This is a genomic window from Pseudoalteromonas sp. APC 3224 (assembly GCF_030407535.1).
GTDB lineage: Bacteria > Pseudomonadota > Gammaproteobacteria > Enterobacterales > Alteromonadaceae > Pseudoalteromonas.
In genome coordinates, this window is sequence record NZ_JASDDF010000004.1 from 33,820 (window position 1) to 58,692 (window position 24,873).

Here is a 24,873-nt window from a genome sequence, read left to right on the forward strand (position 1 = left end):
TACTTACCTATATTATTGTTATTACTTGTAAAACAACATAAATTAAATTTTAAAGTTTGCCTGAGTGACCTAAAAATGGGACTTTTTTAACAAACAACTTAAATGCCTGATAGTAAATACCTCTGAAAATAGACCATGTCATCGCAGGAAAGCGCTTCAACAGCTTGCTCATTTGTTTATTGCATAAGGGTTGGCGCTGTAACCTTAATGAAGCATCAAAAAGTAGTTCTTCATCGCGTTTATTTTCTATACGTATCAGTATATTGTCTTTCTTTTGTCGCACAGTCCAATGATAGTTCATATCCAAATTCATAAAAGGTGATACGGAAAATACTTTCTTAAAGTTCACTTTTTTTTGTAATGGAACCAAGTAGTAATGTCGCTCATTCCATGGAGTATTACTCACCTCAGCCACCATGTAACTAAATTCATTATCTTGATGACCAAAAAAATAAAAGTTAACTGGACTAAAATAAATGCCCAAACAGCGTAATTGTCCTAGCAGGTATACATGACTAAATTTTTCATCTACGCCCAGCTGGGATAGCTGCGCATGAGCACGCTCTATAATTGGCTGATGTTGGCTATCTGGTAACCCTTGTAAATAATCAGATTGCTCAAACTTTAATGCTTTAAAACCTGAAGTCCCAAGCTGCTTATGGACGCCATTGAGCGAGTGAGTATTATTTAAATCAACCCACAGCATATAAAGTGGGTAATTAAACGCATGGTGTTTTACAGCAAAACGGCGATGCTTTACATCGCCTAAATACACTGCATTAGTCAAACTCTACTCCAAGTTGTTTTGCAACATCGACGGCACTGCGCACACCATCCTCATGAAAGCCGTTATACCAATAAGCCCCACAAAAATAAGTATTGTTTTGACCGTCAACCGTATTTTTCAGCTGTTGAGCAGCAATAGATTGTTGATTGAACACAGGATGGTGATAAGTAAACTCACGTAAAATCTTGCTTTGATTGATCCCTTCTAAGTGATTTAAAGTGACACAAAACTGGGTATCAGACTCTATCCCTTGCAGTATATTCATTTGATAAGTAACAACAGCGGCTTTGTCGGTATTATTATTTAGTAAATAATTCCAGCTCGCCCACGCTGCTTTCCTATCTGGTAATAATGATACATCAGTATGCAGTACCACCGAGTTCTCAGTGTATGGAATAGCGCCCAACACCTTATTTTCTTGCTCACAAGCATCACCGAGTAATGCTAACGCTTGATCTGAGTGACACGCAAAAATAACTTTATCAAACAGGACTTGCTGACCATCAGCAAGTGTAATGGTGGCCCCCCGCTCGTCTCTGGTTACCGATTTAATGTCAGTGTTTAACTGTATTTTATCAGCAAAACCAGCAATCAACGGTTTAATGTATTCACGAGAGCCACCCGGAATAACATACCATTGCGGGCGGTTAGTAATGTCTAATAAACCATGGTTAAAAAAGAATTTTACAAAAAACTCTACGCCCACGTTTTCCATTTCTTTAATGCTTGTCGACCAAATAGCTGCACCCATTGGCAAAATATAGTGATATTTAAAGAAGTCATTAAAGCGATGTTGTTGTAGCAACTCACCAAGTGAATGCTCAGTGTATTGGCCTTTTTCATACAAGGCCTTACAGAGTTTATTAAAGCGCACGATATCGTACAATAGACGCCAAAACTTAGGTCTAACTATATTTCTGCGCTGAGCAAACAAACTAGTAAATGTATGCCCATTGTACTCAAAACCTGTGGCTTCATTATGAACGCTAAAGCTCATTTGGGTCGGTTTACGTTTTACACCAATACGTTCAAGCAGCTTTTCAAAGTAAGGGTATGTTCTATCGTTAAATACGATAAAACCGGTATCAACTGCGTAGTTAATACCGCTGTGATTTACATCAACCGTGGCAGTATGGCCACCAATATAATCGTTCTTTTCAAATAGTGTGACATCATAATGCTTGTGCAATAGGTGTCCGCAAGTTAAACCTGATACACCAGTCCCAATTATTGCTATTTTTTTCAACGGGTTAATCCTTTTGCAATTTTAAGCCAAAGCGAAAGTGGCAATATTCGCAGTGCTTTTAATATAAGTGTGAAACGATACGGAAAATGGACTTCTTTACGACGTTTTTTTACGCCTTTGATTATATAGTCAGCCGCTTTTTCAGCACTAACAGCCATAGGCATAGGGAAATCATTTTTGTCTGTAAGCGGTGTTTTTACAAAACCAGGATGGACTAGTGTTACATCAACGTCGTTTAAATCAACCGCAAGGGTTTTAGCTAAATAGCTTACGCCCGCTTTTGATGCGCCATACGCTTCTGAACGCGGTAATGGTAAATAAGTAACACTCGAACTAACCATCACTAATTGGCCGCCTGATGTTATTTTGGGTAAAAGTGCTTCTAAGCAATACCCCATAGAAAGTAAGTTAACATTAATAACACGCTCAAAGAGGGCGCTATCAAAATTGCGTGCATCATCAACATACTCGCAATTACCGGCGTTAAGAATAACGCGGTCAAATTGCGGGTAGCCGAGAGTGGCAGCTTTTATATCTTGCAAATTGGTTGCATCAAACTGGCAGGTTTCTATGTTGTTATGCTTAGCAAGTTCAGCGAGCTTTTGCGTATTTCGTCCACAGGCAATGACTGTATCGCCCTTCTCTGCATACTTTATCGCGAGTTGTTCACCTATACCTGATGTTGCACCTGTAATAAGCGTAATCATAATTAACCAGCCCTTTTATCAATAAAATTAATAATGTTGCCCAGTAATGGAATATGCTTATACAAAAGCTCTCCAGCATTAAAATAATCGCGGTGTTTAATAATTTTCGCACCTTCAAATACTAGTTTACTGTGCCCTTGCACTGAAATTGTATTGCCTGCGTTAAGTTTTGGGTGAGAATAATGCATTGTCCAGTATACAAATGCGTTATTATCACTGGTAAATGAATCAGTTATGTCAAATCGACAATACTTAACATTACTATATAAACCACAAAAATAACGCCTTAAATCTTCAAGGCCATTAATTTCGTGCAGCGGATCTATAAAGTGAATGTTTTGAGCGTAAATTTCAGTTAATAACTCTAGGTTATCTTTATCAAGCTTTTGATATATTTCTACAAATTTATCGACTGATAATTGGTTATCCATATCACACCTTAAATGCAGCTAAAGCCCTCGCTCGTGCCGCTTTATGATCAACTATTGCTGGCCAGTAACAGTGTTCACTTTGTCCCGTTGCTGCTAAGTAAGTATGTGGGAAATGAATGTGTTTATCTGGCACTTTTTGTAATTCAGGCAGATATTTACGAATAAAATCACCATTTGGATCAAAGCGTTCACTTTGGGTGATGGGATTGAATACTCTAAAGTAGGGTTGAGCATCACAGCCGGTACTTGCAGCCCATTGCCAGCCGCCATTATTTGAGGCTAAATCGCCATCAATCAGATGCTGCATAAAAAACTGCTCGCCTTTGCGCCAATCAATCAGTAGGTGCTTAGTTAAAAAACTCGCAACCACCATTCTTAAACGATTATGCATCCAGCCTGTTTGCAATAGCTGTTGCATGGCGGCATCAACAAGTGGATAGCCTGTACGGCCTTCGCACCATTGCTTAAACTCAGCGTCACTGTCACGCCAACTCACACTATCGTACTTTTCGTTAAAATTGGCACCGCGTGAAAGTTTTGGGAATTCAGCAATTAGATGTTTGTAAAATTCACGCCAGATCAGTTCGTTAACCCAGGTAAACGTTTTACTTTTTGAGGTGGTCAGTATATCGGGGTAATGTTGTTGTATATTAACCATTAATTGTTTACTACTAACAACCCCTAGTGCTAAATAGGGGCTTAAGCCCGATGTTCCTTTTACACTGGGTATGTCTCGTACGTCATCATAGCTTGCTAATTTATCGTGAATAAAATTATCGACTACGGTTGATAAAGTATCATCGTCAACAGGCCATTTTATTGAGCTTTCATCACCACTTAGTAACTCACACTGTTCGATTTCTATCGGCTCTTCAGATAACGGCCACGGTAATAAACTAAAGTGTGTATCTTGATACTGCTTTAACCATGCGCGTTTAAACGGTGTAAATACTTTATACATTTCATTATTTTGAGTGCGTACACTACCTACGGGAGCAATGATATCACCCTCGTATAAAGTAAATGTTATTTGCTGTTGGTCGCACTGTGCCTGAATCGCTTTGTCCCTATTAAATTCATTTAGCTCATACTCAGTGTTGGCTATTATGTGTTTAATATCGTGTTGCTGACAAAAATCGAGAAGTTTAGTTTGGCAATCGGCAAAAAAAGGGGCGTCTATTACATGCAAATTTACGCCATATTTGGCAAGTTCTTCGCGAATATAACTCACTCTGCGTTTTAGTAAGTCAATTTGAATAGCAGCAGTATTATGCTGTGCCCATTGTTTTTCGCACACAAAAAAAATGGCGTGTTTAGCACCATTATTTAGCGCTTCAATAAGCGCCTCGTTAGAAAAAAGGCGCAAATCGCGCCTAAACCAAAATAGTGTATTCATTACAAACCGTAACGTAGCTTAAGTTCATTAGGATAAGGGTTAAAGTAAATTTGCTTACTTAAATACTCATTCGGGTGAACCTTTAAATGATGTTTAAGCAATGTTAGTGGTACATAAAGCGGCACCAACCCTTGGCGATACTCATCAATTGCATCTCGCATTTCTTCCTTTTCGATTTTTGATAAATCTTTTTTGAAGTAACCCTGCAAATGCATCAGCGTGTTAGAATTATTTTTTCTTGAAGCAGGGCGTTTAAGCGCATTCATTAAACCTAATATGTACTCGTCGGCCAAAGCATTAACGTCGTCACCAACAAACGTTCCGAGTAGATTGCCTAAATCACGATACGCTTGATAATTATGAGCCATTAACAAATATTTGTATTGAGCATGGAACTGGGTCAAACGATGCACAGTAACGGGCTCTTTCACTAACTGTTGCCAGTTATGTAATGTATAAACACGCATTACAAAGTTCTCGCGCAAATGAACATCGTTTAAACGTCCATTTTCTTCGCAAGGTAGTAAGGGATTATGTTTCATAATTTGTTCAGCAAAGAACCCCACGCCTTCAGAAGTGTTACCGGTTCCTGCTTCATTGTAGATTTTTACCCGCTCCATGCCACAGCTTGGGCTCTTAGCACAAAAAACGAATCCACTTAGATGCCCTGCTTGTTCTGTAGCTATTTTCTTACCGTATTCTGTGAGCTGTGGGCCAACATCTCCCGTGCCATCCGGACGACACACTTTGATAGTATCGCCTGTTTTTACTTGACGAATAGTTGGTCGAGGTATTGGTAAACCTACCGCAACCTCTGGACAATACATTTTATATTCGACATGCTTGGCCAACTCTTCCATACAAAAATTTGATTTTTTATGGCCGCTGTCAAATCTTACCTTTTCGCCTGCTAAGCAAGCGCTAATACCTATTTTTATTGTATCTGTTTGCATAGATTCTCTTAATAAATCAAGCCACCAATTGGATTAAGTAACTTGCTAAGTCCTTTATTGAAATGTAGCGCACTACTAACAACAGTAAAGCACAAACATCCCTCTTTTGTTAGGGGGGTGTGTTGATGACGGCCATCTTGCCAAATAAAGTCACCAGGAACATAACTGCCCTCTTCGTCTGTAAATTCACCATCAAGCAGTAAAGTAACCTCAAAACCGGTATGTGTGTGCTCCGGAATTTCTCCACCAGCATCTATATGTAACAAGCTTGAACGTAAATGGCCATCATCAAGGGCAATTCGAGAACGCGCAAGCTTACCTACTTGGGTAAATTTACCATGCGAGATCCGTGTTAAAGCTCTCGGCAAGCTGTAATTATGCTCATTAACATTAATACTAACTGGTTCAACAGAATATACTTCATCAATCGAGTCATCGGCCGTGATCATATCAAGTAAACTTGGTTCAATTACATCATCGGCTTGATCGGCTTGCTCATCAGTTGCCACATCCATATTGTCACTAAAAACTGCTCGCGCATTAGCCGCTTCAAGTTTTTCAACTTTAGCTTGGCACACTGGGCACATATCAACATGTATTGATACGGCAAGGCTAAGCGATGCTGGAAGTGTTGCTGCACAGTATTGTGTCAGTAGTGTTTCACTCGGGTGATGTTTAATCATGCTGATCTCCCATTTCATTACGTAATTTCTGCAAGGCTAAACGTAATCGTGATTTTACCGTGCCTACTGGAATGTTTAATTGTTGAGCTAACTGCTCTTGCGACATATCTTGAAAATAAACGCCGCGCACCACTTCTCTTTGCGCTTGAGGCAGTTTATCTAAATAACGTTTAATTTGTTGGTCTTCAAGGTGGTCGCTGTATTCATGGTGTGTATCTTCAGATTCATTCAATAACGGCCAAATGTCTTCGCTAATATTTTCTTCTTTGTTACTTTTCATTTTACGAAGCATGTCAAAAGAGGCGTTACGCATTACGGTATAGACCCAAGTAGTAGCTGCACCCTTTTCACTATTGTATAAGTGGGCTTTACGCCATACGGAAGTGAGGGTTTCTTGAACTAATTCCATTGCTTGGGCTTCTACACCAAACTGCTTTATGCCGAAGCGCTTAATCTTAGGTGCAAAATATTCAAACAAGTACGCGAATGATTTTTTATCGCGAGATTGAGCTACATTAACTAATGCTTCCCTGAGTTCCGTACTTGGTGTTTCTGGCATGGCAGTGTACTTACCTGTGTTAGGTTCACAACTTAGTGATTGTTGTTGACTTACCATAGTAAAATGTCCCGTTATTGCTTTAGTGAATACCATTACGAGCAATGGTTACAAGCGGATCATAATTATTTTAGGCAAATTCGTTATTAATCACAGTATGGAGGAAACTAAGCAAGTTATCAAAGTTAGTCTCAAATGCAAGTTGTTGTTTTTTCTCTATAGAAATGGGAAGTAATTCAAGCCATCGTGCAACAATCCACGTGAGTTTATTAAACTTGGTGGTTTTGTAAAGCGATTGCAAATCGGGGTTATTCGCAAAAACGTCTTCTAGTGCTACCTGTAAAAGTTGGTGTTGACCAATTTCGTGGTTGTCTTTGTTGTACCAATAAGGTGTGTTGCAAGCGGATACATCACCATGGCGAAGTTCCTGCTCATCTTGATACACGTTATCTATTTGCACACTCTTAGATGCAAATACATCAATTAATAGCATACCACTTTCGTCTTGATCAAAGTCAATAACATCCATTAAACAGCCTTGGGCGCTTATGTTTAACGGGGTGTCATGCTCAAAGGTACATAAAACAAAACCGCTATTGGTTTTTAATGCGTTTTTTACCATCGTTAAATAACGAGGCTCAAATATACGTAATCGCGTATAGCCTTCAGGTAATATAAATATAGGTAATGGGAAAATCGCACGTTTCATAAAGTCTACTTCTTTCAAACACTCTGCCTTTATTTACGTGCGCTTTATTCAAGTCGATCAGCTTTAGTTACATCGATTGCTTCACAGTGCAAATGCATCCGCTAATTAAACCTCATTCCCACATTTTTTATCATGTAAACCAAGTAATAAACACTCAGTATACTTGCCACAGGTGCCAACATTAAGGCTAATAATTCGAACTCACTGTTCATTACTTTTATTCCCTTTTTACTGCTTTGGTTGTGCTTTAACTACACGTTGTTTTTCGTCCATGTCGCTATTATCAACCACAGGATTACTTTCAAGTAAGCTGTCAAGAATAACCTGTGCATCAAAAGAAACGGCTTCTTTTACTGACTTTTCAAGTTCATTGCTTGCCTGTGACACATAAGTAGACACTGTTTTAGTAAGCATATCTGTAATATTTAAATCGACTTCTGTAGCGTTAACGTTAGTTGAACCTAATACAAGTAAGCTTGCGATTGTGATGTTAATTGAAGTATTCATAATAGTATTCCTTGTTTGTTTATTGGTTAGTACGCTTAGTTACAATCAAGGGCTATGCCACAATAGAAAAACTTTTTAAGGCATTGTTTTATAATGAAATAAATAAATTAAAAAGAAATCCACAAAATCTGAATTAGTAATTTTGACCAATAAATTTAAAAATAAAACCAAATAATAGTGTGTTTGTTAATGTTCAGTAAATTAATGACTTTATTTCGTATTTGAAAATTTCAGCGTACACCTGTACACTAAAATTCATTCGCAAAGTGGTAGGATCTGTTATGTCTTTTGAAGCTCCCTATTCTAAAAAAGAAGAGCTGTTAAATGTTATTAGTCATGCCTTAGGCATTGTATTTGCTGCTTTTGTTTTTTGGGATTTAGTTAAACAAACTAATAGTGTGAAAAGCTATGCTAGTACTCTGATATACGGCAGTAGCTTGTTTATTTTATTTTTATCTTCAACGCTTTATCACGCCAGTGTGCGCCCAAGATTGAGAGCGTTTTACAAAAAATGTGATCATTGCGCCATCTATTTACTGATTGCAGGCACCTACACGCCCTTTTTGTTGCTGTCGTTATCTGGGCTCTGGTCTTGGGCTACCTTAGCCTTTATTTGGACAGTAGCGTTTGCAGGCATCGCTTATAAGCTATTGGTTAAAAATGGCAATAAAAAAGTTTCACTGGCTACTTATTTATTAATGGGATGGTTTGCATTAGCCATTGTGTATCCGCTTTATTTAAACGTGCCTATCAATGCACTTTATTGGCTATTGGCTGGCGGGTTATTTTATAGTGTAGGCACTGTGTTTTACAGTGCTAAAAGTACTCAATATAGCCATGCTATTTGGCACCTTTTTGTTATTGGTGGATGTGTTAGCCATTATATTTCGATCAGTAACTATGTTTATTAGGTTTATTAGGTTTATTAGGTTTATTAGGTTTATTAGGCTGGTTAAGCCATTTAGATTAGTCCTGCGCGCATATTGGTTTATTTAACTTTACCTAAAAAATTTAGAAAACTTAGAGATAGTAATGCCTTAGGTAATTTGTTAAAACTATATAAAATAAATGAGCGTTAAGTCGGCAGAAATATGCGCTATGAACGCACTATTAAATTGTTATACGTAAAGGGAGAATATGGAGACTTTTTCAGGGCCGCTAGGCAGTCACAGAAACTACATTCACCATGTAGCAATTGACAACTATCACGAATATAAGATGCTGTGTGGTTTAAATGATGAAAACGGGAAAGACAAAACACCAGACAAGTATAAAGAGTTTCGATATTTCCTGAATACCATAGAATCTTTTAATAACATTCTAGAGTATTTGTATTTCGAGCATGAGGACGAAATACCGCAGTCAAAGCTTAAAGACTATAAAAAAGCAGTTTGGGATAAATATCCCGAATTGGAAGAACTAGCCAACTTAGCAAATGCATACAAGCATTGCGTTAGAGAAAGCCGAGGCAACAAAAATCCAGATTTACCTTGGGCAAAAGACCTACAGAAGCCCCAACTTCATATTGGTGCTAAGGTTTCGTCTGAAAAAGGTGTTCAAGTGTCAGTTGATTATCAATTTCCTTGGCCAATTCAAGAGCATGAGCAAGTTTTAGAAAATGCTTTTGCGTTCTGGCTGGCATATATTCAGCATGATGGCTGTGATCTCAAAAACGTATAACAAGCGCAAGCACGCGGATCAATTTTACGCTGCGCTTCAAATTGCCCGGTGTTGCGGGCGTTATATTGCTACATAGACTCAGTCTACTTTCAGCTCTGGAGAATAAATGAAAAAAGGATTTTCGGATATATTTGAAACTGACTCTGTACTTAAGACTCTCATTTTATGTGTGCTAACTATAGGGTCGTATTTAATTTATAAGCTTTACCGGTTTTCTAGCCAAATAAATCAACATACAGAGCTTAAAATATCTAAAGCTTTTATTACAACAACTATTGTTTTGTTTGCTATCTCTTTGGGTAGTTTAATTTATGGTTTAGCTAACTTTCATGATCTTGCTATTTTAAAAAGCTCAATTGGTATTCATATGATTTCAAGTGTTTTTGATGTAACTTGGATAGTTATGGTACGTAATCGTATTAATCTAATTGCAGGTTCTAAAAAAGGTGACAAACTTTGGTTAAACCCATTTATTACATCAATTTTTCATGTGATTTATATGCAACATAAAATAAACCAAGGTTTGGTTAAAAGCGCAATATAACAAGGACACGTAAAAGTTGGCTACGTTTCGCTTCGCTGCACAATTTTAGCCAACCATTACTTAGCCTGTTATTTGGGCGTTGGTATGACTTATATGGACGCTCCCTTGAAGTCAAGACGAGCTAATGTATAAACATCAAAATTGATGCCTTTATTTTATTATCATGTATCTCATATCACAGTAATGATGCGTCACAAGCTTGCTGAAAAGCAAAGGTACTGACATATATTCGAGCTATGGTGTCATGGTTATCATGCGCCATGCTCCTAATGAGCTTCGTACCAAGGGACCTAAAAAATATTCACCCAAACGAGATTTAATCTCGTGTCTTTATCTGGTTAACCTTGGTTAGCGTGCGCTTTTTGTTTCATTATAAGTGAAGTACATACAGGATAAGCGTATGTTACGACTTAAGTGCCCAAACACCCACTCAGGTTTTAAAACCTATGTCATAACCAGGCTGTCTTAAGTCGTAAACTCGGGTGTGATTGGTGTGTAAAATACGCATAATTAAGCATCCTTTTGTGTATTCTGCACATACTGAGGAGAGTAGAGAGTTTGCTTGGTCAGCAATATCCACATCAGTCGAGCCAATCTGTGTGCGGTGGCGACCACCACACAATTAAAGTGTTTTTTCTCGCGCAACTGGTTTATCCACTGGCTTAGCGCATCTGTTTTATGGTGGCTTCTGGCGATAAGGGCGCGAGCACCGTGAATAAGTTGTTTTCGCAGGTAACTGTTACCTCGCTTAGTAATACCAGACATTTTACTTTTATCGCCTGACGCGTATTGTTTTGGAGTTAATCCTAGCCAGACGCCCAGCTCTTTTGCATTTTTAAATGCCTGACCGTTCCCGATTGACGCTGCATAGGCCGAGGCATTGAGTACACCCACGCCAGGAATAGAGTGAAGTATTTTAGCGTTTGTATCCCGTTCAACGTGTGCAGTAAGCATCGCTTCAATGGCTTTAATGCGTTTAACAAGGGTTTTGTACTCAGTGTAAATATCACTCACCATTATGCGCAGCTGAGGGCGAAGCTCAGAATCACTTTCTAAGGCAATTATCCCTTGCTCTAATGCCTTCATACCGACAGGAAATACATACCCAAAATCGACCAATAAACCGCGTAACTGGTTGGTTGCAGCAATCCTGTTTTGCAGAAGTCGCTCACGTATCTTATGGAGCATGAGTATTTCTTGCTGAGCTTCGGTTTTAATAGGAACGAATTTAATATGAGGGCGTAAGCTTGCTTCATAGATAGCAAGGGCATCGTTACTGTCGTTTTTATTACCGCGAACAAAGGGGGTAACGTGTTGTGCAGGGATAAGGTCAACGGTATGACCGTAAGACGAAAATACTCTTCCCCAGTAGTGGGAAGAATAACAGGCTTCCATCACCACGCGGCACGGAGGGGTATTCGCCATGAAGGCGTTGAGTTTAGCTCTGTTTAAACGTTTATTGCATTCTCTTTTATAGTTAGAATTAAAGCCAGCGACTTGGAATACATTTTTTGCCAAATCAATTGATAATGTGCTAATTTTCATGACGGACGTTCCCTTTTAACTGAGTGTGAGTTAACCAGTTTGGCGCATTGACGCCGTTTAGGGGAGCGTCCATCTCATCACCCACTGTCAAGTTAAACGCACTGACCCTTGCCTAACTTTTTAAGCCATAATTACTTCTGCTCGAATTAGAGCGAGTTAATACATAGGATGAAGCAAGTAATGTCGTCGGTTATCTTGCTGATATGACTACAGGCGTCCTGCCTTTCGTGAATCAGCTTCGCTGTTCAAAATTGTTCCTGACAATTTTGTCGTTGGTTATTACTATTTCTAGTAACAGAGCAGACCTTACTTAGTGCGTCCTGTGGCGGTCACCGATGGCACCTGTCTTCAGTCTATGTTCGTGGTTCAATGCAGCGTTAGCTGCATTGCCATCCTAACGCCGTCGGTGGTTGTGCCACACCTGATGCTTGATCCCATGCACTAACTCTAATTCGTTTATCATGCGGGTACTCTTGCCAATCTCAGTTTTGTATTCACTGGCGTAAGCACCACTTCTTTAGCAATGGCCCATATGTACGCAATCATTTCTCGGGCAATTGCAGTGACAACAAGGTTGTAGTGTTTCCCTTTGGCTATCATTTTTTTATAGCGCTTGCAGAGCCTAAGCTGCGCTTTCCACGCAATATCAATAATGTTCTTTGGTAAACCTTCTTGTCGTTTTTGCATATCTGTGGATATATTTGCTGCATAGCGATAAGTATGTGCACCTTCCACAAGAAGGCGTCTTGCTCGGCCATTTCCGCATTTTGTGATGGCGCCAATATGGCGTTTGCCACCACTCGAGTGTTCACTAGGTACAAGACCGAGGTAACTCATTAATTTGCGGGGATGGTCGAATCGCGATAAATCGCCAAGCTCAGCCACAACGCCGATGGCGACCAAAAAACGAACACCACGCATAGCTTGTATTGCTTTAACAACGGGATAATAACGCCATTGATGGACGTGATGTGTAAGTTCATTATCTAATCGTTCAAGTCGGCTTATTCGCTCGGTAATTGTTTGTAAAAACTCTTGTAAAACGATGTGCTGTGCTGGGTGTGGAAGCACAAGCTCAGTGAGCCAACGTAAATGTTTTTGTGACCAATTTGCAGTGCCTTTGTAATTAATATTATTACGAAGCAGCAGTGCTTTTAATTGATATTTAGCATCTTTTAAATCTTTCATGGCTACTTCGCGTGCGCGAGATAAATCACGTACAGCTTCATCTTCAGGCTCGGGAACATAAATAGGTGTTAAATCTTCAGATTTAAGTAATTTAGCGAGCTTAAGGGCATCACGTTTATCGGTTTTAATCTTCTCGCCTGGTTTTTTAGGAATAAGAGACGGGGCAACCACATAACAGCAATGGCCAAGGCTGGTAATCAATCGATAAACCCAATAACCACAGGGGCCTGCTTCATAAACAAAGTGTAGCGTTGCGCCAGGGTATTTCGATTCAAACTGACGAACAAGCTTTTGAACGGCCACTTTTGAAGAGGGAATTCGGCCAAGATAAACAGGTTGAGCCCCTCTATGTTCTTTAATATAGGCGACTTCATTGAATTCTTTATGTGTATCAAGACCAATAAAAAGTATGCTATGTTTGTTCATGTTAGCCTCTGCTGTTTAGTTAATTGACAAACTAATTATGGCTCTGGCTTTGAATTAAGCTAACCCACGAAAAGCGGAGGCTAACACCGTGAGGGAGTCATTATGTCTATTTTTCTTAATACAAAGACTTTAGAGGGATATATGAAAGCAACTCTTGTATTTATAACACTATTATTCATTAGCACTTCTTTTGCGGCTACACCTACTCAAGTGCGGGTAAATGGTTTGAAGCCAATTGTGCTCTGTAAACCATCCGGTGATTGTCACGGTGTAAGTTACATTGAGGTACGCAAATCTGGAAATAACCCTGTGGTCTCATGTCTTGCAAAGAATGATTGCGGGGGAAAAAATTACGTTGATATTAGGAAGAATGGGTTGGAGCCAATTATCTTTTGCAATAGTAGATCGGATTGTAATGGCGATACCTATATCAATGTAAGAAAAATGGGGATTGAACCTGTAATGGCTTGCTCAGTAAGTGGAGATTGCAACGGATTTAACTATGTGAAGGTACGCACAGCTGGTATTGAACCTGTTGTAATTTGCTCTGAAAAAAATGTATGCAAATAGAAAAATAACAAAGCCAACCATTGGAACGCATTCTGCGCCCCTGCTGGCAGGCCTTATCAATATTTGCAATTGGCACTCAGTCAATATAGAGTGACTTAACTTACAGTACAAATTAGTTATTTATATCGCTAACGTGGTAAATTAGATTGTTTCTGGTAAATTCATTATTTTTGTCGGATGGCGTGGCTCCGCCACTTGTAAAACCTACGTTAAAAGGTAGGTTGGTTAAGCCGAAGGCGCCACCCAACAGAGTTTCAGATACACGCCTTTAAAATCCGCTCATGGCACCCTCTAGCCACTCGACAACATAAAATGTTGAGAATTATTGGCAAGATATTTTACTTTTGTCGGATGGCGCTTCGCTTTTCCGACCTACGCGTGCAAATATCTGCCGAGAATGGTTATATCACTCCCATCTACACTCGCGCATATTCACTTTATTATTCTTAAAACTGACACCTTCTAATAACAGTTTTTGTCGTTGTTCTTGGTATTTATCACTTCCTTCGGGAAATGATATTTTACCTTGACTATTAACCACTCGATGCCAAGGGATCGCCGAACCTTTTGGCATCTCTTTTAATAAACGACCTACCAACCTAGCATTATTAGGATAACCCGCAAGGGCAGCTACTTGGCCATAACTGGCAACACAACCTTTGGGTATACTCGCTATGATAGTATAAATTACAGTGTGTTTATCAATATCCATTTTTATTAGCGTATGCCTTGCTTAGTTGTTTAAATTGGTTCCATACAGTACGCGCCACTGGACCATGGTGAATAGCGTGTTGCCTAAACGCTCTTATTTGTGCGCTAAATTTATGCTCACGGTCGGTAATAATGATTTCTTGTAATAAACCTGCTTTTATTTCAGGTCTGCAATGATCTAAGCTCATCATTGCCCAACCAGCCCCTGAGAGTAAAAATGATTTTAAGGTAGCTACATCGTCTATTTTCATCATTGCTGACCCTTTAGAATATGAAAGCCTTTCACTGTCTATACTTAAATCGCTTTCAAACATCGCTAAGCAGGGGTAGTTTTGTAGTTGATTATAAGTGAGCTGTTTTGGTAAAACCCCTTTTGCGCTTACTATCCCAATATCGAGCTTACCTATGGGCAAACTTTCTAAATCGCCAGTGGCATGAAATAAATCAAACCACGGACCAATGCCTAGCTCTGCTTGTCCATTATTTACTTGCTCTAACGATACAAATCGTTTGCCGCTACTAATACAAAACTCGGTGCTGGTAAACTGTTTAAAAGTATTACTTATGATCTGGTTGTAACTTTGCTTATGGCAAAGCTGTTCATAACAAATTTTATATTGCGGCTCATTACCTAATGAGAGCTCTTCCGCCAGTTTTGCAAGCTCGTCATTTGCATGCAGTAGCTGTTGCGCTTCACGATGGAAGATGCGCCCTTTTTCAGTAAGTTGTAACCTATATTTAGTTCTGTCTAACAGTTCAAACCCTATTTGCGATTCTAAGTTTTTAATCGCTAGCGTTAACGCAGGCTGCGTTTTATGAAGCTTTTGAGCAGCCCCGCTCAAGCTTTCGCTTTGTACTATGGCATCTAAAATTACTAATTGATTCAGCTTCATATTGTACCCAAAAACATCATAAATAAAATTTATTAAGTCTGTAAGATTTAATGAATTTTATTTTATATGTTTGCAGCGTATTCTGCACTTAATTAATTTGCCAATATTGCAACGGAGACAACATGAAACTCTTTCGTCTATGTTTATTAACGACGACCTTACTTAGCTTAATCGCTTGTTCTGAACCAGAGCAACAAGTTAAAGAAGAGCCTATTCGCCCTGTTAAACTTTTCACTATAGGTCACGACTCACAAATTAATATTCGTAGTTTTCCGGCTGAGGTAGTTGCAAACCAGGGATCGTACCTTGCATTTAGAGTAAACGGTGAACTTATAGAGTTTCCGGTTCTTGCTGGCGAACATGTTGAAAAAGGGGATTTATTAGCAAAATTAGACCCTGAAGATTTTCAACTGCAGTTTGATGAACGAAAGGCACGTTATGAGTTGGCAAAGTCGCAATTGAGCAGAATAGAACAGCTATTTGAAAAGAAAATCACTAGCCAATCTGAGTTAGACCAAGCTTTAGCAAATATGCAAATTGCCGAATCGGCTTTTAAAATCGCTGAAACCAACCTCGAATACAGCGAGTTGCGTGCGCCATTTGCTGGTACCGTTGCAAAGGTATTTGTAAAAAACTTTGAAAACATTCAGGCAAAGCAAAATATTTTACGCCTAGAAACTCGCGATTTGATGGACGTAGAAATTCAGGTTCCTGAAAAAATAGTGGCGCGTTTTAAAAAAGGCACTGATTACCATCCAACAGTTAAATTTGATGGTTTTGAAGATAAAGAATACACCCTCGACATTAAAGAGTGGGACACCCAAGCCGACCCTGCAACACTTACCTATAAAGTTGTATTTTCGTTACCGGTTCCTGATGATTTTAACTTACTAGCCGGTATGACTGGCCGTGTTTTAATTGATTTAAGTAAAGTAACTCGCTCGCAGGTTGCTTATACCATATTGCCTATTGAGTCGGTTTTTTCTGATCCCCAAAAAGCGATTAACAATAATGCCTATGTTTGGCTTTACGATGAGCAAACGGGTCAAGTTCATAAGCAAGCTGTTGAAGTTGGCCAATTACACCACGATGGCATAGAAGTACTTAGCGGCATAAAAGAAGGCCAAATTGTGGTGTCTGCTGGTGTGCATTCAATAGAAGAAGGCATGAAAGTTCGCCCATGGAATAAAGAGCGAGGCTTATAATTATGAGCTTCGCACAACTTTCCATAGAAAAAAAAGTAATTAGTTGGATGTTTGCACTGCTGCTTTTAATTGGCGGAAGTGTATCTTATTTTGATTTAGGCCAACTAGAGGATCCGGAGTTTACTTTAAAGCAAGCTATGGTTATTACCATGTACCCTGGTGCTTCGCCGCAACAGGTTGAAGAAGAAGTCACGTTTCCTCTAGAAAATGCAATTCAACAATTACCGTATGTTGATCATGTCACGTCTATTTCGTCAAATGGCAAATCTCAAATAGCCGTAGAAATGAAGAGCACCTACCGAAAAGAACAACTTCGCCAAATTTGGGATGAAATGCGTCGTAAAATTAATGACCTTTCGCCATCGCTACCTAGTGGGGTATACCCAAGCACCATTTTAGATGACTTTGGCGATGTATATGGTGTTTTATATTCAGTTATTGGTGACGGCTATTCTTACGATGAGCTAAAAGACTACACCGATTATTTAAAACGTGAATTGGTATTAGTTAAAGGGGTGAGTAAAGTTACTATTGCAGGTGAACAACAGCCGCAAGTAATGGTAGAAATATCTACCCGTAAATTAGCCCAACTTGGTATAGCACCTAGCCATATATTTGCTTTGTTACAATCTCAAAACACGGTATCTAACGCAGGAAAAATAAGAGTGGGCGACGAATCAATTCGTTTTCACCCTACTGGCGAATTTAAAGATGTTAAAGAACTTGAAACACTACTAATTTCTAAACCAGGTGCCAGCGAGCTTATTTACTTAGGTGATGTTGCTGAAGTATTTAGAGAATACGCTGAAGTACCTACAAATGTTATTAGATACAATTCTGAGCAAGCACTATTAATTGGTGTGTCGTTTATGAATGGCGTTAATGTGGTTGACGTGGGTAAACGTATAGATGCTCATTTAGCAGAACTTGAGTACCAGCGTCCCCATGGTATTGACGTTAATGCTGTCTATAACCAACCAAAAGAAGTAGAGACCTCAGTTGACGGATTTATTATAAGCTTGCTAGAAGCTATTGCAATCGTCATTGTTGTTTTGCTTATTTTTATGGGCATTAAAAGTGGCATTTTAATTGGTGGTATTTTATTACTAACTGTTTTAGGCACCTTTATTTTTATGAAGTTGTTCGCCATAGACTTGCAACGTATATCATTAGGTGCACTGATCATCGCGCTTGGTATGTTAGTAGATAACGCTATTGTGGTGACTGAAGGTATTTTAATTAACTTAAAACGGGGTCAAACCAAACTCAAAGCCGCTATAAATATTGTAGAACAGACCAAGTGGCCATTATTAGGTGCAACCATTATAGGTATAACTGCGTTTGCACCAATTGGTTTGAGTTCTGATGCAACGGGTGAGTTTGCCGGCAGCTTATTTTGGGTGTTATTTATATCCTTGTTACTCAGCTGGATAACCGCTATTACCTTAACGCCATTTTTTGCAAATCTAATGTTTTCAGAAAATGAGTTTAAAAAAGCAAAAGATACCGAAGACGATTCAGATAACGATCCATATAAAGGATTTATTTTTACAGGTTATAAAACACTCTTAGATTTAGCAATGCATTATCGTAAATCAACAATGATCCTCATGGTAGTATTACTTTGCAGCGCTGTCGTTGGTTTTGGTTCGGTTAAGCAGTCGTTTTTTCCGGCCTCTAACACACCTATGTTTTACGTAGATTACTGGCAACAACAAGGCTCAGATATACGCGCAACAATAGATGGTATAAAGAAACTTGAACGCTATTTGCAAAAAGAAGAACTTGTTGAAGAAGTAACCAGCACAACAGGCCAAGGTGCGCCGCGCTTTATGCTTACTTATGCACCTCAAAAGTCTTACTCGTCTTATGGACAACTTATTATAAGAGTAAAAGACCGTGAAGCTGTTGCGGTAGTCATGCAAAAAGTACGTGATTATTCACAAAACTCAGCGCTATCTGCAGAGCTAAAAATAAAGCCAATGGAAATTGGCCCTTCAACTGATGCAAAAATTGAAGCGCGTTTTACCGGTCCAGATCCTGTTATTCTTAGAAAACTTGCAGCTGAAGCGGAAAAGCTTATGGCGCAAGACGATGGTGCGTTTAATATTCGAAATGATTGGCGTGCACGTACTAAAATGATTCGCCCACAGTTTAACGAGCAAAAAGCGCGACGTTTAGGAATCAGTAAATCAGACCTGGATGATGTGCTGCTTACAAGCCTTTCGGGTAAACAAGTCGGTGTATATCGTGATGGAACCCAGCTTTTACCTATTATTGCCCGATCACCTGCGAGTGAGCGCCTTAATGTAGACAGCGTCCATGACTTACAAATATACAGCCCTGTTTTAGGTGTGTTTGTACCAGTAACACAAGTCGTTGATGAGTTTATAGTTGAATGGGAAGATAGCCTAATAATGCGTCGCGATAGAAAGCGAACAATTACGATAATGGCCGATCAAAATGTATTGGGCGACGAAACAGCCGCTAAATTGTTTGCTAGAGTACGAGGCCCTATTGAATCTATAAAGTTACCTCATGGCTACTCTTTAGAATGGGGCGGAGAATATGAATCATCTAGTAAGGCTCAAAAAGCAATATTCGGCTCTTTACCCCTTGGCTATTTAGCTATGTTTGCTATTACTGTTTTACTTTTCAACTCTTTAAAACAACCTATTGTAATTTGGGCTACAGTGCCTTTGGCAATTATTGGTGTAAGTGCCGGTTTATTAGCAATGAATGCACCGTTTAGCTTTATGGGACTACTTGGGTTATTAAGCTTAAGTGGTATGTTAATTAAAAACGGCATTGTTTTAGTCGACCAAATAAACTTAGAGCTTAGCGAGGGTAAATCCCCCTATCAAGCAGTGTTTGATTCAGGTGTAAGCCGCGTCCGCCCTGTTGCTATGGCCGCTATCACCACAATACTTGGTATGATCCCATTATTGTTTGACGTATTCTTTCAGTCGATGGCTGTCACCATTATGTTTGGTTTAGGCTTTGCCACCATACTTACTCTAATTGTGGTGCCGGTTTTATACACTATGGTATTTAGAATTGACTACCCTAAACAGTCTTAATAATTAATAAAAAACGCAGCCTAGGCTGCGTTTTTTATTTGCTTGATTTATACCAACTTAATTACTTTTTTAAGCTTAACGTGCCACTGCTCTTAGCTTTAGTTCCTGATTCGGAATTAGCTTTATTGGCATTTGATTTACCAACATAGGTGGTTGAACGTTTCTGATATGGCGTATTACGGCTGCTTTTGTTGGCTTGCTTATGTTGTTCGTTGTTCTTTGTACCTCGAGGCTTGTCACCTTGATACTCACGCTTATGCACTGATTTTGCTTGGTTGCTTGTGGTTAGCCCAACGTTATTATTCGATGTACTATCGTCATACAATGAGTGTTCTTGTGTTTTACCTGAATCAGCAATCGAGTCGTTAATAACCGCCATTTCTGCATCGCTTAAATGACGCCATTGCCCTACTTTTAACCCTTTAAGGGTTACATTCATAATACGCACACGCTTTAATGTAACCACTTCGTAGCCTAAATATTCACACATACGACGGATTTGACGATTTAAACCTTGAGTTAAAATAATAGTGAATTGCTGGGCACCCGTTTGCGTCACTTTACATTTTTTGGTCACGGTATCTAAAATAGGAATACCGTTTGCCATTTTATTCACAAACTGGCGGTTTAGTGGTTTATCTACGGTAACCACGTATTCTTTTTCGTGGTTATTGCCAGCACGAAGGATTTTATTAACGATATCCCCTTCATTGGTTAAAAAAATCAACCCCTCTGAGGGCCTATCCAAGCGACCAATAGGAAAGATACGGTCAGGATAATTAACCGCTTTTACAATATTACTTTGAATTTTTCGTTCTGTGGTACAGGTAATACCGACTGGTTTATTGTAAGCAATGTAAACCCGTTTTGGTGGTGCTTTTAATGGCTTACCATCAACCAATACCACATCGCTTTGTGCGACTTTAACACCCATTTCGGGTAATTCGCCATTAACAGTAACACGACCTTGCTCAATATATTTATCGGCTTCACGGCGTGAGCAAAACCCTGTTTCACTAATAAATTTATTTAAACGCTTTAAGTCTGTCATATGGCAAATCTTCTTAAATATAAAGGCGCATAGTTTAAACTACTCAAGCTATTTTTTCGCGCTTAATTTGCGCTAATTTACGCCATAGGTATTCAAGAGGCCCTTGCTTAAAATAACGACAGTAGAGTGCAGTAAACATAAGCTGTACAACCACTAAGCAAATAGCAACAAGCCAATAATCAATGCGGTTAAAACTAAGCGCCCACTGAGGGAAAAGCACTTTAAACAATAATAACTGCATAATGGTTTGGCTTATGTATAAAGTAAACGCTAACCGCCCTACGTGTTGGATAAGCCCCCCTATTTGCGCGCTGTTATTGCATAGTTTAACGATTAAATGAATATAAAGCAGCGCCACACATAAAGCAGCCAATTCATTAACAGGCTCTTGTAACGCATAACCAATACCTTGTTCATATGACTCTAACACTAATCGTAAGCTAGTCAGCAATACACTTAACACAGCAAGTTTAATTAGCCCCGACCTGCTAAATCCATCACTAAACACATTACATTTGTAGGCAACAATACCAATTAGCATAAAGCCAGCACCTGCCCACAGTAATAAAATAGGCACTGTTAGCAACATATAAATGCTCATTGTTATATTTTGGCTAAAATGCGCACCAATACTTTGGTAATAACTATTATATATCTGGTAAAACTCGGGAGAATCCCTATAGAGTGGTTCTTCATTAAGCCCTAACATAAACATTGCTGTGGCAAGTAAAGCGATAAAAGTAAAAAAGGCCGCTTTGCTTTTAAGCTCTTCGTCCGTGTAATCTAAATAGCGTAATACCAGTAATGCTGACACCCCATATAAAAACAAAATGTCACCCGCCCACAGTAACAACCCATGTATTAAGCCAAACACAATAAGCCAATATAGGCGTTTTTTTAATGGCTGAATACATTGCTGACGCTGAAACTGAATATAAAGACCAGCACCAAATAATAACGTAAATAATGTGCGAAACCGCCCTTCAACAAATATAAGGCTTAAGTTGTGTAAAAAATTATCGCTAGCTGGAGGTGTGGTGAGTGGAGTATAATTGAGTTCAAAAATTGCAAAGGAATAGCAGTTAATAAATACCAGTCCAAGTACTGCTATGCCCCTTATAAAGTCCATATTATAATTACGCAAACTCTATCCCTTTAAATATTATCTTTGTAGCTATCGGCCCATTTTACAGCTTGTTTGTATAATTTTGGTAAAAAAGCACTGTCTAAATTAATGAGTGATACCGCTTTCTCAAGCGCCCACCAGCTTCCCGTTTCGTAAGCTTTTACCGTTTCAAGGATATAATATAAATCATTTTTCTCGCCGGTTAGTGCCGCTTTAATTTCATCTGGGAATGGCAGTTTATCAACCAACAAGTCCATTGGCTTATCTAAAATAGCATCAAGAAGAGAAAACAGCCCAGTTAAAAATGCCTCACCTTGTACTTGTTTGGCGACTTTACTGGCTATTAATTCACAAAAGCGAGCGCGAATAACACACATTTGCATAAGCTCTATCGGCTTATCACGCACTGTGTGTGCTGTAACAATTAGGCTTACAAACTTCTTTAAACGCGCTTGCCCTAGGTAAACCAACGCTTGTTTTAATGAAGATATTTGGCTTTGCAGGGGAAATACACCACTATTCAATAAACGCAATAATTTATATGCTAGTGCTGCATCAAGCTCAAATAAACCGGTGATTACTTTCACATCAGGATCTGGTTTCATTACTTCTGAGTAAATGGCAATGACCAGCCCATAATTATAATGAATATCTTTTTGCTCTATCATTACTGGACGCGCAAAATAATAACCTTGGAAATAATCAAACCCCATTTGACGAGCTAATTTATACTCTTCATCGGTTTCTATTTTTTCAGCTAATAGCTTAATATTTTTATATTTTTTAAGTTTATTAACTACCAGAGGGATTTCGGCAAGAGGAGTAAGTCGAATATCAAATTTAATTAAGTTGACCAGTTTTAAAAAGCGCTCCCACTGTGGTGAGTAAACAAAATCATCTAGGGCTAACTTATAGTTGCTATGGAATAACTTGCGACATAGCTCGTAAGTATCGTCGGTGGGTTCTATGGTTTCGAGTAATTCAATAACCACATCTTTACAGGGTAAGAAATCACATAAATCAAGCTTTAAGGACTCAGGACCAATATTGATCAGCGCTTTTTTACCCGATGTAATATGGCGGGTACCTAAGTTTAGCTGGTTTTCCATGATAAGCCTTGCTGTAGCTTGACCATCAGATACACCAGGAAAGCAGTTCTCAGAACTATTGCGAAAAAGTAGTTCATAAGCTACTACGTTTTGATTTCGATTGAGAATTGCTTGCCTTGCAACAAATACCGACACATTACCTACTTTATTATATTTTCACCAGACTAAGTAATTAAAGCGTAAATAGGATCGGATGTCACTGAACTTTAATAAATTTTTTAATATAAGTAGGTAATATAATCAGTTATGACGTCATCCCAGCCAAAGCGCGCATGCTTAGCGCTATTTTTTATTGCTTGCCATTGCTTAGGATTAGCGTGATTTACATTCAAGGCCTCAGATAAACTATGCAACAGTGCCTCTGCCTGAGCCGATAAGGTATCACCAGTAAAACTAAAACCAGTCACATTATGCTCAACTGTATCTTTTAAGCCGCCAACACTGTGCACAAGACAAGGCTGACCTGCTCGCATTGCCAGCATTTGGCTAATGCCACACGGCTCAAAAGAGCTAGGCATTAAAAATAAGTCCCCTAGTTGATACATTAAATCACCAACACCTTGGCCATAACCTTTTAAAAACAATAAATTGCTATTTCGTGCCATCGCAGTGGTAAATAATTGTTCTAGTTTTTTATCGCCCGAGCCCAATACAATCAAGCGACCATTATATTGGTTTATAACCTTGCATACCTCATCAATAGTTAAACTATTGTTGTGTGGCTGGCACAGCAGCAATACTTTTTGCTCGGTGAGCCGCCCTACACTGGTCACTAAAGGCCCTTGCAGCTCTGATGCCATAAATTGTAAAACACGTTGGTGAGCAATATAGTGGCTGCTGTCTAAGTGTACGTTTTTTGCCATCCAACTAAAAAGCGTAGCTTCTATCTGCTCTAAAAGCTCGCTAAGCGTTGCCTGCTTCGGGTGTTGAGTTGTGTAATCACAGCCGTTGAGTATCCCAATCAGCTTGCCCTGCTCAGCCGCTTGTTGTAAGTCACGCTCGAGTCCTTCACCACCAAAAAAACCGCCTGCATTGTTACTCGCTATCTGCACTTCTTGGCTATAACTGGGTGAAACCACATGTACTTTATCGGCTAAATTAATAGCACTGCGCATGGGGTTAAAACAATGAGGGTAACGAGGATCACAAAGCAATTGACCATCATAACTTAATGAGGGAAACCACGCTTCTAAGCTAGAGTCATCGTCTTTAAAAGGGCGAATACCTTGTAAGGCTAAGTTATGAACAGTGTACACCAAGCGCAGCTTAGCAAGTTTACGATAGCGAGGCTCAAATTTTAGTAACACTGCCACACAAGCACTGTGCCAGTCGTGTAAATGTAACGTGTTTGGTTGTTTTAATACCCCTTGTAAAAGCGCTTCACAAATCGCGGCATTAAACAGTGCAAACTTACTCGCATCAGTAGCAAATGGACGATTGTCATCATCGTTGCAATACACACTATGTGATTGGCTGAACAAAGGGTGGCTTATTACTATTTGCCTCACTGCATTTTGCGTTTGTAGAATTTCAAACAGCGATAAAACGTGAGAGGCTGAATTGAACGCAACGTTTACTTCACCAATAAAACGGCGCTCACCCAATTCAAAACCATAATCAGGAATAGCCACATCAATCGTTAGTCCCTGTGCCGCTAACGCTTTAGGTACGTCACGTATGACATCGGCAACACCACCGACTTTGGCACTAGGTAACGCATCATTTTCTGCGGCAACCATTAATACATGCATTTATTTACTCTTATAGTTA

24 protein-coding genes are annotated in these 24,873 nt (G+C 39.2%); 6 read left to right on the top strand and 18 right to left on the bottom strand.

Annotated elements, in window-relative coordinates:
- Positions 1–49: 49 nt before the first annotated feature.
- The 10 genes from QL989_RS02935 to QL989_RS02980 form a co-directional block, all read right to left on the bottom strand.
- Entirely contained in the window at positions 50–787 is a 738-nt protein-coding gene (locus tag QL989_RS02935) for a DUF1365 domain-containing protein (protein ID WP_290168061.1), read from the bottom strand.
- Positions 780–2,033, bottom strand: a complete 1,254-nt coding sequence (locus tag QL989_RS02940) for an FAD-dependent oxidoreductase (protein WP_290168064.1) — start codon at positions 2,031–2,033, stop codon at positions 780–782. Before QL989_RS02940 ends, QL989_RS02935 begins: the two co-directional genes overlap by 8 nt.
- Positions 2,030–2,740, bottom strand: coding sequence for an SDR family NAD(P)-dependent oxidoreductase (locus QL989_RS02945; protein WP_198522632.1), 711 nt, complete (start codon positions 2,738–2,740; stop codon positions 2,030–2,032). The genes QL989_RS02940 and QL989_RS02945 overlap by 4 nt, the downstream gene beginning before the upstream one ends.
- Before the next feature lie 2 nt (positions 2,741–2,742).
- Positions 2,743–3,171 carry a nuclear transport factor 2 family protein gene (locus tag QL989_RS02950; protein WP_075170211.1) on the bottom strand — a complete coding sequence of 143 codons (429 nt, stop codon included), beginning with the start codon at positions 3,169–3,171 and terminating at the stop codon, positions 2,743–2,745.
- Between the two features lies 1 nt (position 3,172).
- The gene (gene phrB / locus QL989_RS02955; RefSeq protein ID WP_178957160.1) at positions 3,173–4,567 is read right to left on the bottom strand and encodes a deoxyribodipyrimidine photo-lyase; all 1,395 of its coding nucleotides are present in this window, start codon (positions 4,565–4,567) and stop codon (positions 3,173–3,175) included.
- On the bottom strand, positions 4,567–5,520 hold the full coding sequence (locus QL989_RS02960) for a DUF523 and DUF1722 domain-containing protein (RefSeq protein ID WP_010388912.1): 954 nt from the start codon (positions 5,518–5,520) through the stop codon (positions 4,567–4,569). The genes phrB and QL989_RS02960 overlap by 1 nt, the downstream gene beginning before the upstream one ends.
- Before the next feature lie 8 nt (positions 5,521–5,528).
- On the bottom strand, positions 5,529–6,203 hold the full coding sequence (locus QL989_RS02965) for a ChrR family anti-sigma-E factor (RefSeq protein ID WP_290168071.1): 675 nt from the start codon (positions 6,201–6,203) through the stop codon (positions 5,529–5,531).
- The gene (locus tag QL989_RS02970; RefSeq protein ID WP_010388914.1) at positions 6,196–6,819 is read right to left on the bottom strand and encodes a sigma-70 family RNA polymerase sigma factor; all 624 of its coding nucleotides are present in this window, start codon (positions 6,817–6,819) and stop codon (positions 6,196–6,198) included. Before QL989_RS02970 ends, QL989_RS02965 begins: the two co-directional genes overlap by 8 nt.
- Positions 6,820–6,889: 70 nt before the next feature.
- Positions 6,890–7,468 (bottom strand): LON peptidase substrate-binding domain-containing protein, encoded by a 579-nt coding sequence (locus QL989_RS02975; protein ID WP_290168074.1) that lies wholly within the window; start codon positions 7,466–7,468, stop codon positions 6,890–6,892.
- Between the two features lie 228 nt (positions 7,469–7,696).
- Positions 7,697–7,975 carry a hypothetical protein gene (locus QL989_RS02980; protein WP_290168076.1) on the bottom strand — a complete coding sequence of 93 codons (279 nt, stop codon included), beginning with the start codon at positions 7,973–7,975 and terminating at the stop codon, positions 7,697–7,699.
- 281 nt (positions 7,976–8,256) lie between these two features.
- On the opposite strand from QL989_RS02980, the gene QL989_RS02985 reads away from it, so the two are divergent.
- The 3 genes from QL989_RS02985 (at position 8,257) to QL989_RS02995 (ending at position 10,199) form a co-directional block, all read left to right on the top strand.
- Complete coding sequence (locus QL989_RS02985; protein ID WP_290168078.1) at positions 8,257–8,886, top strand: hemolysin III family protein; 630 nt, start codon at positions 8,257–8,259, stop codon at positions 8,884–8,886.
- 226 nt (positions 8,887–9,112) lie between these two features.
- A complete protein-coding gene (locus QL989_RS02990) occupies positions 9,113–9,655 on the top strand; it encodes a hypothetical protein (protein WP_290168080.1) in 543 nt (180 codons plus the stop codon).
- Between the two features lie 106 nt (positions 9,656–9,761).
- A complete protein-coding gene (locus tag QL989_RS02995; protein ID WP_290168083.1) occupies positions 9,762–10,199 on the top strand; it encodes a hypothetical protein in 438 nt (145 codons plus the stop codon).
- 510 nt (positions 10,200–10,709) lie between these two features.
- On the opposite strand, the gene QL989_RS03000 is transcribed toward QL989_RS02995, so the two are convergent.
- Positions 10,710–11,744, bottom strand: a complete 1,035-nt coding sequence (locus tag QL989_RS03000; protein ID WP_008113199.1) for an IS110 family transposase — start codon at positions 11,742–11,744, stop codon at positions 10,710–10,712.
- A 459-nt stretch (positions 11,745–12,203) separates the two neighbouring features.
- Positions 12,204–13,358: an IS110 family transposase gene (locus QL989_RS03005; RefSeq protein ID WP_290168085.1), complete on the bottom strand. Its 1,155-nt coding sequence runs from the start codon at positions 13,356–13,358 to the stop codon at positions 12,204–12,206.
- A 102-nt stretch (positions 13,359–13,460) separates the two neighbouring features.
- Here QL989_RS03005 and QL989_RS03010 point away from each other — a divergent pair, with 102 nt between their 5' ends.
- Entirely contained in the window at positions 13,461–13,928 is a 468-nt protein-coding gene (locus QL989_RS03010; RefSeq protein ID WP_290168087.1) for a hypothetical protein, read from the top strand.
- A 406-nt stretch (positions 13,929–14,334) separates the two neighbouring features.
- Here QL989_RS03010 and QL989_RS03015 read toward each other — a convergent pair whose 3' ends face one another.
- Both QL989_RS03015 and QL989_RS03020 read right to left on the bottom strand, forming a co-directional pair.
- Complete coding sequence (locus QL989_RS03015; protein WP_290168089.1) at positions 14,335–14,640, bottom strand: MGMT family protein; 306 nt, start codon at positions 14,638–14,640, stop codon at positions 14,335–14,337.
- Positions 14,630–15,532, bottom strand: a complete 903-nt coding sequence (locus QL989_RS03020) for a LysR family transcriptional regulator (protein ID WP_138607944.1) — start codon at positions 15,530–15,532, stop codon at positions 14,630–14,632. The genes QL989_RS03015 and QL989_RS03020 overlap by 11 nt, the downstream gene beginning before the upstream one ends.
- Positions 15,533–15,654: 122 nt before the next feature.
- On the opposite strand from QL989_RS03020, the gene QL989_RS03025 reads away from it, so the two are divergent.
- Both QL989_RS03025 and QL989_RS03030 read left to right on the top strand, forming a co-directional pair.
- Positions 15,655–16,737, top strand: coding sequence for an efflux RND transporter periplasmic adaptor subunit (locus QL989_RS03025; RefSeq protein ID WP_290168093.1), 1,083 nt, complete (start codon positions 15,655–15,657; stop codon positions 16,735–16,737).
- Between the two features lie 2 nt (positions 16,738–16,739).
- A complete protein-coding gene (locus QL989_RS03030; RefSeq protein WP_290168095.1) occupies positions 16,740–19,817 on the top strand; it encodes an efflux RND transporter permease subunit in 3,078 nt (1,025 codons plus the stop codon).
- A gap of 61 nt (positions 19,818–19,878) precedes the next feature.
- Here QL989_RS03030 and rluF read toward each other — a convergent pair whose 3' ends face one another.
- The 4 genes from rluF to QL989_RS03050 form a co-directional block, all read right to left on the bottom strand.
- Positions 19,879–20,868 carry a 23S rRNA pseudouridine(2604) synthase RluF gene (gene rluF, locus QL989_RS03035; RefSeq protein WP_290168096.1) on the bottom strand — a complete coding sequence of 330 codons (990 nt, stop codon included), beginning with the start codon at positions 20,866–20,868 and terminating at the stop codon, positions 19,879–19,881.
- Between the two features lie 43 nt (positions 20,869–20,911).
- On the bottom strand, positions 20,912–21,997 hold the full coding sequence (locus tag QL989_RS03040) for a DUF418 domain-containing protein (protein WP_290168265.1): 1,086 nt from the start codon (positions 21,995–21,997) through the stop codon (positions 20,912–20,914).
- Between the two features lie 26 nt (positions 21,998–22,023).
- Positions 22,024–23,238, bottom strand: a complete 1,215-nt coding sequence (locus tag QL989_RS03045; protein ID WP_290168098.1) for an HDOD domain-containing protein — start codon at positions 23,236–23,238, stop codon at positions 22,024–22,026.
- Positions 23,239–23,321: 83 nt separating this feature from the next.
- A complete protein-coding gene (locus QL989_RS03050; RefSeq protein ID WP_290168101.1) occupies positions 23,322–24,854 on the bottom strand; it encodes a glycogen/starch synthase in 1,533 nt (510 codons plus the stop codon).
- Between the last annotated feature and the right edge of the window lie 19 nt (positions 24,855–24,873).